Below are 13,928 nucleotides of genomic sequence, written 5' to 3'. Positions count from 1 at the left end.
TATTATAAAACCGTAGGCTAAGTTTTTAATATAAAATAATTGCTAAGTATAATATTGAGGATCTGGCTGGTTTTATAGTAGTTTCCCTGGCTATCCGACCACCTGCGGTAATCTGATAACTGTAGTGTTGCTACCGGAAGTATAGGGGAGGACTTACTTTTTACGGGCGACCAGTAAACCATCGCGCACTGGCAGCAAAATATTCTCTACGCGCGGGTCGTCGTGCACTTTTTTATTGAAGGCGAGCAGGGCAGCGGTGTCTTCATCCAGCTTTTTGCGGTATTTCTCCAGCACTTTTCCGCTCCAGAGCACATTGTCGGCAATAATGTAGCCGCCCGGGCGCACTTTATCGATCACCAGGTCATAGTAAGTGGCATTGTTGATCTTATCGGCATCTATAAAAACCATGTCGAAGATGGCATCTATAGTCGGGATGATCTGCAGGGCGTTGCCAATGTAGTATTTTACCTGTTCCGTCAGGCCGGCTTCTTCAAAATAACCACGCACGCGGTCTTCCAGTTCTTCGTTGATATCTATGGTATGTAGCGTGCCATTGGGCTGCAGTCCTTCAGCCAGGCAGAGGGCCGAGTAGCCGGTATACGTCCCGATTTCCAGTATCTGGTTTGGTTGGATCATCTGCGAGAACATAGCCAATAAACGCCCCTGCAGATGCCCCGAAAGCATGCGTGGCTTCATCACGCTCAGGTGTGTCTGGCGGTTTACTTTGTGCAGCAGCTCACTTTCCGGCGATGTATGCTCTTCGGCGTACTGCTGTAGTTCCTCGTCAATGAATTCCATCTGGTTTAATTGTTAGATTGTTGATGGTTAAACTGTTGTAATAACTATAACATTTTACCATGTAGCCTTTAATTCGGCACATAATTCAGGAAACTGAGTTGATCTTCGCACAGCACGTCGTTGGCGATATCTACCAGCTGACCTGAACTGATACTTTTAATTTTGTCGAAGATCTCGTTTAGCGGTTCTACCTTTCCCTGGTCCAGTATGCTTTTGCCCATCATCATCATCAGGCCCATATTACTTTCTTCGGCCATAGCCAACTGCCCCATCAGTTGTTCTTTTGCTGTGTGTAGTTGCAGGGAGCCCAATGGTTTTTCACGCAGCTTTTTCATCTCCTTCAGTACCAGCGAAGTCGTACGTTTCAGCTGCTTCTTTTCGGTGCCAAAGTAAATAGAGAACAGGCCGGTATCAATGTAGGTTGAGTAATTTGCATCGATAGTATAAACTAATCCGTGCTTTTCGCGCACCGCCAGGTTCAGGCGCGAGTTCATGCCCGGGCCACCCAGTATATTAACCAGCATAAAAAATGGAATTCGACGTTCGTCGTTCAGCGCATAAGCCGGGCTGCCGATAACACAATGTGCCTGTGAAATAGACTTTTCTATAGTTATGGCTTTGGGCTCGTATTGCATGAACGGTATACGCGCGCGCTGCTTGGTTATAGTTGGTATGCCAGACAGGTACTTCTCAGCCAGTTTCACCACCTTCTCGAATGGCCAGTTGCTCACAGAGCAGAACGCCAGCGTATCGGTACTAAGATTGCGATCTATAAAATTCAGGAAGTCCTGTTTCATAAACCCGGAAACACTTTCTTTAGAGCCCAAAATGTTATTTCCCAGCGAGTGGCCGCTAAAAACTACATTGTCGAACTCATCAACTATAGCTTCTTCCGGCGTATCGAGGTACATGGCCATTTCTTCCAGAATCACGCCACGCTCTTTCTCGATCTCTTTCTCCGGGAAAATAGAACGGAAAGTAATATCGGTCAGCAGCTCAAATGAGCGCTCAAAGTGCTTATCCAGCACCGAACTATAAAAACATATCTTTTCCTTGGTCGTGTAAGCGTTCAGTTCACCGCCCACCGACTCCAGGCTGTTTATAATATGGAAAGATTTGCGTTTGGCAGTGCCCTTAAAAGCCATATGCTCCCAGAAATGCGCTAAACCTTGCTCCTGCGGAAGCTCGTCGCGGCTGCCAATGTCCATAATAAACCCGCTGTGGGCTATTTTGGTGTGGCTAACCTGCTTATGGATGACACGGATGCCGTTTGGTAATGTATGAATATGGTAATCAAGCATTCAGTTCAGAATTAGCCTGCAAAGGTACGGGAAAGAGAGGTGACTTTAAAATTGCAATTTCTATTTGGTTGATTCTGAGTAGGATAGTTTGTGTGGTTAAGTATTGTTTGATAATGTCATTTCGAGCCTCGGCGAGAAATCTTAAATGTTTTCTACCTCCTTGCACTCAGCCATCGTTTCAAACTGCTTCTAATCCTGGGAGCTTTATAAACCTATCGTTTCAATCCAGCTTTGGTGCCCTCACGGCCGGGAGGCCCCGCCTTCGGGCGTCGCGCTGTGCGAATCTCTTTTGCTCATTCTTCGCAATGGCTTCGCCACCAGATATTCACAAGGCGCTCAACCCAAAGACTGATACATTTCGCATAGCAACCGCCTGTCTATAGTTTGAATCGGTAAGCTTCGAGGTTTATCGTGGTCATAGTTCCGTAGGGACAGGTCGCGACCTGTCCGCTCAATACCGTAAACCGTAGAACTAAGAAGTAAACTATAGGAATAGCAGAAACTGTCCCCTTGAGGGGACTATAGGGGTGTTAAGACTGAAACGATAAAACTAAAGCTGCACCTTATGCAAAAGCAGTAAAACTCCCCGCCTTAGACTACCGAGAAGTAAGTTCGAAGGGAGCGAGCGTAGCTCTGAGGGGCTGGGGGTGGTTAGACCACGGAAACTATAAAACTATAACCAGCGCCTTTGCCATTTCTGTCCCTACCGGGCCAGTTGAGTCAGGAGACTCAACACCATTCTAAGTCACGAGTCTGGAGACTCGCGCCAGCGTGGATGGGGTAACTCCCTCTCCTGTCAGAGGAAGGTTGGGAAGGTATAATCCCTACCTCTCTAAATTCCTGCCTCCAACATTGATCACAAACCCAAGTGAAAAGACAGAATAGGCAGCGGTAAGGGTTTCGCGGTTTTTGAGACCGAAGGTGGTGCCGCTGGTGTACTGCAACTGAACGGATGGGTTTAGCGTGAGGCGGGTATAGAAAATAGGCTCCAGGAAAATGTTGTCTTCTTCGGTGGCCGGCTCGTTGTTCAGTTTATAATCATGCATATTTACGTAGCTGGCGCGCAGGGCAGTGCCATAGTTCAGCGGAAAATCACGGCTGAGCAGGCGTAACGACTTTTTCTTTTTAGAGGTGAAGTTTACCTGCACAAAATATTTGCTGAAGTTGGCTTCGTGGCGGGTGTAGGTCATTTCGCCGGTCTCGTCGTGCTCATCTTTGTCGGTGCGGTCGCTGGAGCCGCCACCGTAGCCGGCATACACTTCCAGTATACGTCTACCTTCGGGGCCGAAAGTTGTGAAGTAACCGCCGCCAGCTTCTAACAGGTTATGCCTCAAGTCGCGTTTGCGGCGCTCGCTGTTCAGCATAGAGCCATTCAAAACCACAGCAAAATGGTCCGACACAGCATAGGCCGTATTAAAAGTAATGTTGCCTTTGGGTGTAATGTGGCCACCGGCGCTCAGCTCACCTTTTTCGGTAAACATGGGCACATTGGGTACATTAGGCATGTACGTGGATACGCAACCAGATAATAGAACAGTGATCCCGATACTTAAGAATAGTAAAGACTTTTTCATGTAATTGTGTTGGCAAGAGAAATTAGCTCCCCGCTCATCCTTCTTTTAAATTGATTCTCCTGGCAAATGCAAAAGTGCCCCGAATTTAAGACACTCAACGATGCATTTTACAAAATATTAAGTTTAGCTATGCTTCATTTCTCACAAATTTAGTGAACGGAAACCGGAGTTATAGTTCATCATGGATTAAGCCAGTTCGTACTGTTTTCAACTCTTGGGTTTAAACCGTAATTTTGCCGCATGCAGCAACCCGACATTAAAAAGATACTGATCATACAAACCGCCTTCCTGGGAGATGTGGTGCTGGCAACTGCATTGATAGAAAAACTGCACGCCACTTACCCTGCTGCCCAGCTCGATTTCTTGTTACGGAAAGGGAACGAAGGCTTGTTTAAAGGAAATCCGCTGCTGCGGCAGGTACTGATCTGGAACAAACTGAAAGGCAAATACAAAAGTCTCTGGAAGCTGCTACGCCAGATCCGTTCAGAAAAGTATGATGTGGTTGTAAATGTGCAACGCTACGGCGCAACCGGCATGTTAACCGCTTTTTCGGGAGCAAAACAAATGTTCGGGTTCGATAAAAATCCTTTTTCCAGGTTCTTTACCCGCCGTTACACACACAACATGGAGAACGGCAGCCACGAAGTAGAGCGCAACCAGTTACTTATAAGCAGCATAACCCAAGGACCGGCGGCCAAACCCAAACTATATCCATCAATTCAGGACTACGAAAAAGTACAGCCGCTCAAAGCCATACCTTATATAACTATAGCGCCAACCTCAGTTTGGTTTACAAAACAATACCCGGCTAAAAAATGGGTAGAACTGCTGAACAGCCTGCCAACCAACTATAAAATTTACCTGTTGGGCTCGCCCGCCGATAAAGTACATGCCGAAGAAATAATGGTAAAAGCGCAGCACCCGAATATGGAAAATCTGTGCGGGCAACTGAACTTGTTGCAGTCGGCTGCTCTGATGCGCGATGCAGTGCTGAACTATGTAAACGACTCTGGGCCGATGCATTTGGCAAGTTCTGTAAATGCGCCAACCTGTGCCATATATTGCTCAACAGTGCCTCGTTTTGGCTACGGTCCGCTGGCAGATTTTGCAACTATAGTTGAAAAAGAAGAGCCGCTTTACTGTCGCCCGTGTGGCTTACATGGCCATAAAGCCTGTCCCGAAGGCCACTTCAAATGTGCACATGATATCCGGAACGAGCAACTGCTGCACGTGCTGGAATTAGCCGAAGTCAGGCAGAATCTATAGTTGGGCGCAATTCTCGGTACAGCCTTATTTAACTATAGCCTTTATAGTTTACAGAATTTATAGTTCATAATTTACGAAAACAGAACCGCGTTATAGTAGTTGTTTTATAGTTATAACTATAAAATGCTGCAAACTCTTCTGTTTTTAGAGATAAGTTATAACTTCGTACATCCAGAAAGCAGGATAATCGATCCTGTAGTTTTATAAAACCAGATAACCTGAACCATGAGATACCTGCCTATCAGCCAGGACCTGTTCATACATAACAGGCGCAACTTTGTTAAAGAGCTGAAACCATCTTCCATCGCCATCTTCAATTCTAACGATGTAATGCCAACCAACGCCGATGGCTCCATGGCTTTCCGTCAGAACAACGACCTTTTCTATTTGTCGGGCGCAGACCAGGAAGAAACTGTTCTTATCCTTTTCCCGGATGCCAAGGATCCACGCATGAAAGAAGTATTATTCGTGCGCGAAACTAACGACCACATCCTGACCTGGGAAGGCTACAAACTTACAAAGCAGCAGGCACAGGAAGTATCCGGTATCAAAACCATTCTCTGGACACACGAATTTAAGTCGGTGCTGAACACACTGATGGCTGAGGCCGAACATGTGTACCTGAACTCAAACGAGCACCTGCGCGCCGTAGTAGAAGTTGAGACCCGCGATGCCCGCTTTATAAAATGGGTAAAAGAGCATTACCCGCTACACAAATACGAGCGCAGCACCCCAATCATGCACTACCTGCGTGCCATAAAATCAGATCACGAGATCGCTCTTATCCGTAAGGCTTGCCACATAACCGAGCTTGGCTTCAGAAGATTACTGAACTTTATTAAGCCGGGCGTGATGGAGTATGAAATTGAGGCAGAACTATACCACGAATTTTTACGCAACCGTTCGCGCGGACCAGCTTATGGCTCTATCATCGCGTCGGGTGCCAATGCCTGCATCCTGCACTATGTAGATAACAACCAGGAATGCAAAGACGGCGACATGTTGCTAATGGACTTCGGTGCTGAATATGCCAACTATGCCTCTGACCTGAGCCGCACTATACCAGTTAACGGTACATTTACACCACGCCAGCGCGATGTGTATGAGGCTGTGCTGCGTGTTATGAAAGCTGCTACGGCTATGCTGGTGCCGGGCAATACCCTGGATCAGTATCATGCGTTTGTTGGTACCGTTATGGAGAACGAACTTATCCGTCTTGGTCTGCTGAACGAGCAGGATGTGCGTAACCAGGACCCTGCTGCGCCGCTTTATAAGAAATACTTCATGCACGGAACCTCGCATTTTTTAGGCCTGGATGTGCATGATGTGGGCAACAAATACCGCCCGTTTGAAGAAGGTATGGTGTTTACCTGCGAACCGGGTATCTATATCTGGGATGAAGGAATAGGGGTACGTCTTGAAAACGATATACTGGTAACCAAAAATGGCCCTGTTGATCTGATGAAAGACATTCCGTTGGAAGCCGATGATATTGAACGTTTAATGAAACGATAGTAAACTGTAGTATTATAACTCATTTCTTAGGACTGCCAGTGCAAAACCGGCAGTCCTTTTTATTGTCTTTTACCAGTTAAAACCGCGCATACCTTAAATATATGCGCAAATACAAAACCTTGTAGTGTAGTATCAGTTTGAAGAGTAGGAATAGAACAAAGCCAAAGGATAAGACATAACAGTGCAATACTGCTTAGTATACTAACTATAGTTTCACTATAAACCTTTTGCTTATGAGTAAAACTCTACGACAAATCATAAACCTCCCCCGACGAACAGATCTTTATTTCTGCTGTGCAATTAATTATTGGCGTACAAATAAACCTGCTTTAAATATGTACGTATTGACATATCAACATATACTTAATAAAATTATGCGAACACAATTAACAAAATTTAGTGCAATAGCTTTTGTGCTTGTATTCCTGTTATCAGCGAGTACAGCCTTGTTTGCACAAAATGCTGATAGACGGACCAATCTCCAGATATATGGTAGCGCTCTGCAATATAAAGGAGAGCTTGGCAACCAATTCTTCGAGAAAGATTTGGAGTGGGGCGGGGGACTCTCGCTTAACCGTTATTTAAGCCCATCTTTTGATGCCGGCTTACACTTCACGTACGGCGGTGCTGACGCCGTGAATGGTGCTAGCAAAATGGATGCTAACATTGGTACTGCTATGCTGGGCCTTCGCCTGAAAATGTATGGTAATATCCTGAGCGAAGATGCATTGATCGGACCATACCTGACGGTTGCCGGTGGTGCAGCTTTTGGTAAAGCTGATGGTACATTAGCAGACGGAAGCGCTTACGACGACAATTTTACGACCAGTGCATTAATGGGTGGCGCGGGTATCCGCTTCCGTTTCTCTGATGGTGTAAGTGCCTTCATACAAACTGGTTACCTGTTTACTGGTAATGACGGTTTTGACGGTACAGAAGACGATGGTGATAACGATCGTTTCCTGCAGCACAACATCGGTCTTGGCTTTAACTTAGGTAAGGCGGTAGATACTGATATGGATGGTGTTGGCGACAGACGCGATAAGTGCCCGGATACTCCAACCGGCGTACAGGTTGACAAAGACGGTTGCCCTATCGACACAGACGGTGACGGCGTAGCTGACTACCAGGATCAGTGCCCTACAGAAGCTGGCGTACAGAACCTGCAAGGTTGCCCTGACAAAGATGGTGACGGTGTAGCTGACAAAGACGACCAGTGCCCAGACGAAGCAGGTACAACTGCAACACAAGGTTGCCCTGATACTGATGGCGATGGCGTAGCTGACAAAGATGACAAGTGTCCTGATACTCCGGCTGGCGTACAGACTGGCCCGGATGGTTGCCCAGTAGACTCTGACGGTGATGGTGTTCCGGATAACGAAGACATTTGCCCTAACTCTGCAGGTCCTGCTGACAAAGGTGGTTGCCCTGAACTGGATGCTGCTACACTGAAACTGATGGAAGAAAAAGTTCGCTTTGAATTTGACCAGGCTCGTGTACAGGATGGTTACAAACAACTGCTTGATAGCATTGTAGTAGTCCTTGAGAAATATCCTGATCACGTACTGTTGATCAAAGGTCACGCTGACTTCATTGGTTCAGCAGAGTATAACCAGGCGTTATCTGAGCGCAGAGCACAGGCTGTTAAGGATTACTTAGTAGAGCGCGGTGTTCAGAACCCAGACAGACTGGTGACCCGTGGTTACGGCGAAACTCAGCCACTTGTAAAAGTGAACGAGCGACTGTCTAAACGCAGAACAGAAAGCGCAAGAGCTAAAAACAGACGTGTAGGCTTCGAGCTTAACACGCCGGACATGAAACTGGACATGGAATAAAAGATCAGAATAGACTAGCGTCAAATTAAAAGCGCCCCGACTTAGGTTGGGGCGCTTTTTTTATGGTCTTTTCAACTATAGTTAGAAGCTGGCCTGTAGTTCAGGTCAGGTCATTAGTCTTGCCAAAAGTTCTTTTCCTTTGGGCCAGTCGTGTATGTTGGAGTAGGAGTTTATGTGGCCTTTCGCACCTATGTTCACAAATTCGCTTCCCCACAGGTTAGCCAGGTATTCTGCCCGCTCTATAGTCAGGTAATCGTCATCTGTACTCGCTACCAGCATCGACTTAAAAGGCAGTTTACTTTTCGGGAATGGGGCAAAATCCAGCACTTCTTTTAGTTCTACATCTAGCTCTACCTCGGGCGGTGCCACCAGAAAAGCAGCTTTAATGTTGGCTGTATATTTCTGTGCCCAGTGCGCCACGGTCATGCAGCCCAGGCTATGCGCTACCAGCACAATTTCTTTACCTTGTACTTCTGAGGTTACTCGCTGCAGCTCATCTACCCAATCTTTACAAACGGGGTTATCCCAATCTGCCTGCTGCACGCGTATGCTTGTCGGGTCGCTGTGCTGCCAGTACGTTTGCCAGTGTTCCGGTCCCGAGTTACCTAAGCCAGGCACATGTATTATCTGGGTTTCTGCCATTTATGGTTTCTTAGTTTCTAGTTGCAAAGTAAGCGTTTTTTGCGATAGCTGCTTTTGGTCTGAATCAGGATTTTGAGGATTGAATAGCCCTTGCAGTGTGCGAAACTCCTACGAGCACCTGGTACTGTTTATAGTTACCGTCATCCAACCACCCCTAACCCCTTAGAGCTACGCTCGCTACCTTCGAAATCGCTTCTCGGTAGTCTAATGCGGGGAGCTTTTCTGCTTTTTATGTTGTCATCTCGAACAGTGTGAGAGATCTGATACAGTTTAACATCCCCCTTCGCCTCCTTCAAAGGGGGACTTTCTGCCACTACTATAGGTTGATTTATAGTTATATAGTTACAGCCTGTCGAGCGGACAGGTCGCGACCTGTCCCTACGGAAATACGACCACGATAAATTTCGAAGCCTATCAGTTAAAACTATAAATAGGCGGTTATGATGCGAAACTTCTCAGTCTTTGGGTTGAGCGCCTTGTGAATATCTGGTGCCGCAGGCATTGTGAGGAACGAACAAAAGAGATTCGCACAGCGCGATGCCCAAAGGCGGGGCCTCCCGGCCGTGAGGGAGCCAAAGGTTATTTGAAACGATAGGTAAATAAAGCTCCCAGGATTAGAAGTGGTTTGAAACGATAGCTTGGTTCAATTTAGAACTATAGCCAACTATAGAACACATAAGATTTCTCCCAGCTACGCTGGCTCTCTTCGACTCTCGTCTCGAGAATGCTCGAAATGACAAGATGGAGAATCGAATGAAGGATTTAAGCAGTTTTAGAAGCCAGCAAATACAACACCGCCATACGTATGGCAACTCCATTCTCTACCTGATTCAGGATGATGGAATGATGTGAGTCGGCTGCATCGGAGCTTAGTTCTACGCCGCGGTTTATAGGGCCGGGATGCATCAGCGTAATTTCTTTATCCAGGCTGTCGAGCATCTTCTTATCGATGCCATAGTAAAGGGTATACTCGCGCAACGATGGAAAATACTTCATTTGCTGGCGCTCGAGTTGTATGCGGAGTACATTGGCTACATCACACCATGCCAGCGCTTTGCGTACATCCAACTCCACTTTTACGCCCAACTCCTTAATGTACTTAGGCAACAGCGTTATAGGTCCGCAAACCATTACTTCAGCGCCAAGCTTTTGCAGGGCAAATATGTTGGATAAGGCTACACGCGAGTGCAGAATATCCCCGATAATAACTACTTTTTTGCCAGCTACATCGCCATATTTCTCTCTTATCGAAAATGTATCTAACAGCGCCTGGGTTGGGTGTTCGTGCGTACCGTCGCCGGCGTTTACGATGTTTGCATTTATGTGTCGGCTCAGGAAGTGCGGTGCACCAGGACTCGAGTGGCGCATCACGATCATGTCCACTTTCATGGCTAGGATGTTGTTTACCGTATCCAGCAGCGTTTCACCTTTTTTAACCGAGCTGCTGCTACTGCTAAAGTTGATCACATCGGCAGAAAGGCGTTTCTCAGCTAACTCGAAAGACAGACGCGTGCGGGTAGAGTTCTCGAAGAAGACGTTGGCAATGGTAATGTCGCGCAGCGAAGGCACTTTCTTTATCGGCCTGTTCAGGACATCTTTAAAATTATCCGCGGTCTCAAAAATGAGCTGAATATCTTGCGGAGTGATGTCTTTGATGCCTAACAGGTGCCGGACGCTGAGCTCTTGCATGGTAAGATTTTAGTCTTCGGATTTAGTGATAAGCCATATTGCATCTTCCGGAGCTTGCTGCGCCTGCCAGTCTACCAACACCCGCTGGCTTTGCAGCGAATTTACCTGACGGCCCACGTAGGTGGCCTGTATGGGCAAATGGCGGGTGTACAGGCGGTCTATCAGTACAAGCAACTCCACATTGGCAGGCCGGCCATAGGCAATCATCGCATCTAAAGCAGCCCGCACCGAACGACCCGTGTACAGCACATCATCCACCAGTATCACCTTTTTGCCTTCAATCAGGAAATCTACTTTGGTAGCGTTGGCGGTAAGTGGTGTTTCGCGGCGGCGGAAATCGTCGCGGTGGAAGGTAGTGTCGAGGTAGCCGGTTGGGATTTGCTTGCCTAAAATGGTTGCCAGGGTTTGCTGTATGCGCTCTGCTACGTATTTGCCGCGTGGCTGCAGCCCAAGTATAACAGAATCAGAAAAGTCGCCATGGTTCTCGATCAGCTGATGGCACAGGCGCATCACCATAATATCGAGTAACTGTTGGTTTACAATGAGTCTTTTCTGCATAACCGGAAGTGTAGCTACAAATATAGAAGAGTTCTGTTTAATTGTTAAATGGTTGGATGGTTTAATTATTGAATGTAGGCTGCTAATTGCTGAATGGTTGATCTATGATCGTTATGACGAAACTATAGAACACTAACAAATATGCGGACATACCAATGATTTTAAAAATATGATCGAACTATAGTTTAACCATTCAACCATTAAGCAATTAAGCCCTTAAAAAGAGATCTTATTGATGTAGAATACCATTTTGGTTTCGCGGTTTTCGGGTTTTATGCGGTGCCAGCCAAAAGCGGCAAAATTTAAACCATACCATTTTACTAAGCCAGCCATGCTCGTAGATACCACTTTACTGTTAGGATCGCTGGTTTGTAGTTTCAGTTCGGCATCTTCTTCCACGTATTTATCCTGCTCCATTATCTTATAGAAAATGTCGTCTTCGTCAGGGTACGCGATCACAACTTTTCCGTCAGGGCTTGTCGTAACTTCCACGCTTTGCTGCAACGAACGCGTTTCCATGTTTCTGAGCGGGAAGGTATTATCCCAGAGCAATATGCCATTTTTGTCGAAGCCGAGCGCCAATGCCATCGTGCGCCTGTAAACCCTGGGAGAGCTTAGCAGGTAACCGGTCGGGCCATAAATGCGGTTAAAGTTGCCACCACGCGAGTCGGTCGTATAAACTTCGGCACTCAATATGTAGCCCTCCTGGCTCGGATACACATCATGAAACAAAAGCCTGTATTGCACACCAGACTCTTTGCCGGTTTGTTCTCTTTTGGCCTCACGTTGCCGCATGCGCTTTTCCCGTTTTGGCTTCATGTACTTAAAAAAGTTCTTGAACTGCAGAAAACTATAGTAACGCGAACTGCCAGCACCGGCTGTAACAGGTACCGTAAAAATGCCTGTTGCATACCGCATCGTTCGGGTGCCATAATTCCCGATCAATAACCTGGAGGTAGAGTCGCCGGGAGTTATCTCCGCTTGCATCGGTCTCTTGTCTTGTGTCGGGAGGATAAAGTAGTTGTTCAGCAGAGTGCCGTCGGCATTAAATACCTTGGTCTGCAACCGCGATATTCTTCCGTTAGATTCTGACATCACCACGCTTACCTGTTGAGACTCGGGATGCACCAGGATATCAGAAAAAGTTGACTCTATGCCATACACCGCCGGCAGTGGTTTTATATCGCCGGATGTTTGGTTAAGGTGCAGCAGGGTAGGTGTACCGGTTTTGCGCGACCGGGCAACTACAAAGTAATTACCGGCTACCACTTTAAACACATAAATAGAATCAATGGCCTCTATCTTATATTCATGTTTTGTGAAGTTGCCATCGGAGAGGTTAAGCTTTACAAACTGGAAATTGTCGTTGTTCTCGCCGGTAAAAGAAATGTAACTATAGGGCTCCTCGGAATAATGCGTGATGTAGCTGCTGACCGGATCCAGGGTTATTTTTTTGTCCCAGGCTTGCTGCAGCTCGTGGTTGTATTTCGTGATACTGAATGTGGGAGGGCTGGTCCAGGTGCCATCTGTTTTGGTTAACACCAGCAGGCTGCTATCAGGGGCAGGCAATACCTGAACTTCGGTTTTATAAATATCGAGGTCCAGCTCCAGACGGTTAGGCTGGGTTGGTTCTTGTGCGAGCAGGGGTGTAACAGCAAGCACCACTATAAGTAAGGGCAACAGGCATGCTTTGTACATATAGCTAAATATAGTATAGCGTACTACAGGAAAAGTATAAGATTAGCGGCTAAGCCTTTGTACTCGTTTTAGCCGCTAATCGTTGTTTTTGTTGCCCGTAAATTTAAAATGCTGTACTATCGTTAGTTGCCAAGCGCCAGCAATACATCAAACTCTTCAGCCTTAAGTGGCATTACCGATAACCTTGACTGGCGCAACAAAGCAATGTTTTCAAGGCGCTTATCCTTTTTGATCTGCTCCAGGGTAACCGGATCTTTAAAATCGCGGAAAGGTACCAGGTCTACAGCCATCCATTTCGGGTCGTCGGCAGTTGGGTCGGGGTATGCGGCTTTGTCTACTTTGGCAATGCCAACTATAGCTTTCTCGGATACGCTGTGGTAAAACAATACCATATCGCCGGGTTGCATTTGCTGCAGGTTGTTACGCGCCTGGTAATTTCTAACGCCATCCCAGCAGATGCGCCCGTCTCTCACTAAGTCTGCCCACGAATATGTTTCAGGCTCCGATTTTACTAACCAGTAATGCATTTGATTTTTGTAAGTGTAAAAGTGTTTAGATTAAATCTTGATCTATGTATTTCGTTTTCGCTGCGTTCTCAGGAACATACGGCCTTCAAAAAATAGCTGAAGCATAAGTGCCCCGAATATGATCCCGCCCAAAAAGCTGGCATACGCATCTGCCATCACCAACGCCATAAAAACTAACAGCAAGAAAGTGCCGATAATAGTGCGGTTTAACTTAGAAATCTTTTGGTAGTTCAGCATGACAGCAGGTAATAAGCTATAGTTCGTCTTCTCGTCCGGATACATTCATAGGCAGCTCAAATTTTAAGCTTAAAGGGGATGAGACTTAAACTTTACTTCTTCCGGCCCATGAAGTATAGCATCACTTCCCCCAGAAACAGCACGATCAGTATCCCGTTCAGGAAGCCTCTTATAAAGTTAAAAATGTCGCCTTCAGGCTCGGTAACTATAAGTATGGCCAGGATACCCAGCAACGAGAATAAGATAATGGCGCGGGTGCGGGCACTTAATTTTCGGTAGCTGAACATT

The 13,928-nt window shown here is 46.6% G+C and carries 13 protein-coding genes; 3 read left to right on the top strand and 10 right to left on the bottom strand.

Going from position 1 to position 13,928, the window contains the following annotated elements:
• Positions 1 to 153: 153 nt before the first annotated feature.
• The 3 genes from ABS362_RS01135 to ABS362_RS01125 form a co-directional block, all read right to left on the bottom strand.
• Positions 154 to 798: an O-methyltransferase gene (locus ABS362_RS01135; protein ID WP_350410249.1), complete on the bottom strand. Its 645-nt coding sequence runs from the start codon at positions 796 to 798 to the stop codon at positions 154 to 156.
• A 68-nt stretch (positions 799 to 866) separates the two neighbouring features.
• Positions 867 to 2,099 carry a M16 family metallopeptidase gene (locus ABS362_RS01130; protein ID WP_350410248.1) on the bottom strand — a complete coding sequence of 411 codons (1,233 nt, stop codon included), beginning with the start codon at positions 2,097 to 2,099 and terminating at the stop codon, positions 867 to 869.
• An 824-nt stretch (positions 2,100 to 2,923) separates the two neighbouring features.
• Positions 2,924 to 3,673 (bottom strand): hypothetical protein, encoded by a 750-nt coding sequence (locus ABS362_RS01125; RefSeq protein WP_350410247.1) that lies wholly within the window; start codon positions 3,671 to 3,673, stop codon positions 2,924 to 2,926.
• 240 nt (positions 3,674 to 3,913) lie between these two features.
• On the opposite strand from ABS362_RS01125, the gene ABS362_RS01120 reads away from it, so the two are divergent.
• The 3 genes from ABS362_RS01120 to ABS362_RS01110 all read left to right on the top strand — a co-directional run bounded on the left by ABS362_RS01120 (position 3,914) and on the right by ABS362_RS01110 (position 8,289).
• Complete coding sequence (locus ABS362_RS01120) at positions 3,914 to 4,939, top strand: glycosyltransferase family 9 protein (protein WP_350410245.1); 1,026 nt, start codon at positions 3,914 to 3,916, stop codon at positions 4,937 to 4,939.
• Positions 4,940 to 5,164: 225 nt separating this feature from the next.
• On the top strand, positions 5,165 to 6,454 hold the full coding sequence (locus ABS362_RS01115) for an aminopeptidase P family protein (RefSeq protein ID WP_350410244.1): 1,290 nt from the start codon (positions 5,165 to 5,167) through the stop codon (positions 6,452 to 6,454).
• Between the two features lie 374 nt (positions 6,455 to 6,828).
• Positions 6,829 to 8,289, top strand: a complete 1,461-nt coding sequence (locus ABS362_RS01110; RefSeq protein WP_350410243.1) for an OmpA family protein — start codon at positions 6,829 to 6,831, stop codon at positions 8,287 to 8,289.
• A gap of 105 nt (positions 8,290 to 8,394) precedes the next feature.
• Here ABS362_RS01110 and ABS362_RS01105 read toward each other — a convergent pair whose 3' ends face one another.
• The 7 genes from ABS362_RS01105 to ABS362_RS01075 all read right to left on the bottom strand — a co-directional run bounded on the left by ABS362_RS01105 (position 8,395) and on the right by ABS362_RS01075 (position 13,927).
• The gene (locus ABS362_RS01105; RefSeq protein ID WP_350410242.1) at positions 8,395 to 8,931 is read right to left on the bottom strand and encodes an RBBP9/YdeN family alpha/beta hydrolase; all 537 of its coding nucleotides are present in this window, start codon (positions 8,929 to 8,931) and stop codon (positions 8,395 to 8,397) included.
• Between the two features lie 762 nt (positions 8,932 to 9,693).
• Positions 9,694 to 10,620, bottom strand: a complete 927-nt coding sequence (locus ABS362_RS01100) for an aspartate carbamoyltransferase catalytic subunit (RefSeq protein ID WP_350410240.1) — start codon at positions 10,618 to 10,620, stop codon at positions 9,694 to 9,696.
• Between the two features lie 9 nt (positions 10,621 to 10,629).
• Positions 10,630 to 11,178, bottom strand: a complete 549-nt coding sequence (pyrR, locus tag ABS362_RS01095; RefSeq protein ID WP_350410239.1) for a bifunctional pyr operon transcriptional regulator/uracil phosphoribosyltransferase PyrR — start codon at positions 11,176 to 11,178, stop codon at positions 10,630 to 10,632.
• A gap of 216 nt (positions 11,179 to 11,394) precedes the next feature.
• Positions 11,395 to 12,876, bottom strand: a complete 1,482-nt coding sequence (locus ABS362_RS01090; RefSeq protein ID WP_350410237.1) for a hypothetical protein — start codon at positions 12,874 to 12,876, stop codon at positions 11,395 to 11,397.
• Positions 12,877 to 12,998: 122 nt separating this feature from the next.
• Positions 12,999 to 13,403 (bottom strand): EVE domain-containing protein, encoded by a 405-nt coding sequence (locus tag ABS362_RS01085; protein ID WP_350410235.1) that lies wholly within the window; start codon positions 13,401 to 13,403, stop codon positions 12,999 to 13,001.
• A 42-nt stretch (positions 13,404 to 13,445) separates the two neighbouring features.
• Positions 13,446 to 13,640, bottom strand: coding sequence for a hypothetical protein (locus ABS362_RS01080; protein WP_350410233.1), 195 nt, complete (start codon positions 13,638 to 13,640; stop codon positions 13,446 to 13,448).
• 92 nt (positions 13,641 to 13,732) lie between these two features.
• Entirely contained in the window at positions 13,733 to 13,927 is a 195-nt protein-coding gene (locus ABS362_RS01075; RefSeq protein WP_350410232.1) for a hypothetical protein, read from the bottom strand.
• Position 13,928 lies beyond the last annotated feature (1 nt).

Source organism: Pontibacter populi (assembly GCF_040278685.1).
Classification (GTDB): domain Bacteria; phylum Bacteroidota; class Bacteroidia; order Cytophagales; family Hymenobacteraceae; genus Pontibacter; species Pontibacter populi.
This window is presented reverse-complemented; position numbering and strand designations above follow the sequence as displayed.

Bases quoted from the DNA above. Each gene is read 5' to 3' on its own strand.
- ABS362_RS01135 (WP_350410249.1), bottom strand. From the start codon at position 798: ATGGAATTCATTGACGAGGAACTACAGCAGTACGCCGAAGAGCATACA.
- ABS362_RS01130 (WP_350410248.1), bottom strand. From the start codon at position 2,099: ATGCTTGATTACCATATTCATACATTACCAAACGGCATCCGTGTCATC.
- ABS362_RS01125 (WP_350410247.1), bottom strand. From the start codon at position 3,673: ATGAAAAAGTCTTTACTATTCTTAAGTATCGGGATCACTGTTCTATTA.
- ABS362_RS01120 (WP_350410245.1), top strand. From the start codon at position 3,914: ATGCAGCAACCCGACATTAAAAAGATACTGATCATACAAACCGCCTTC.
- ABS362_RS01115 (WP_350410244.1), top strand. From the start codon at position 5,165: ATGAGATACCTGCCTATCAGCCAGGACCTGTTCATACATAACAGGCGC.
- ABS362_RS01110 (WP_350410243.1), top strand. From the start codon at position 6,829: ATGCGAACACAATTAACAAAATTTAGTGCAATAGCTTTTGTGCTTGTA.
- ABS362_RS01105 (WP_350410242.1), bottom strand. From the start codon at position 8,931: ATGGCAGAAACCCAGATAATACATGTGCCTGGCTTAGGTAACTCGGGA.
- ABS362_RS01100 (WP_350410240.1), bottom strand. From the start codon at position 10,620: ATGCAAGAGCTCAGCGTCCGGCACCTGTTAGGCATCAAAGACATCACT.
- pyrR (WP_350410239.1), bottom strand. From the start codon at position 11,178: ATGCAGAAAAGACTCATTGTAAACCAACAGTTACTCGATATTATGGTG.
- ABS362_RS01090 (WP_350410237.1), bottom strand. From the start codon at position 12,876: ATGTACAAAGCATGCCTGTTGCCCTTACTTATAGTGGTGCTTGCTGTT.
- ABS362_RS01085 (WP_350410235.1), bottom strand. From the start codon at position 13,403: ATGCATTACTGGTTAGTAAAATCGGAGCCTGAAACATATTCGTGGGCA.
- ABS362_RS01080 (WP_350410233.1), bottom strand. From the start codon at position 13,640: ATGCTGAACTACCAAAAGATTTCTAAGTTAAACCGCACTATTATCGGC.
- ABS362_RS01075 (WP_350410232.1), bottom strand. From the start codon at position 13,927: ATGTTCAGCTACCGAAAATTAAGTGCCCGCACCCGCGCCATTATCTTA.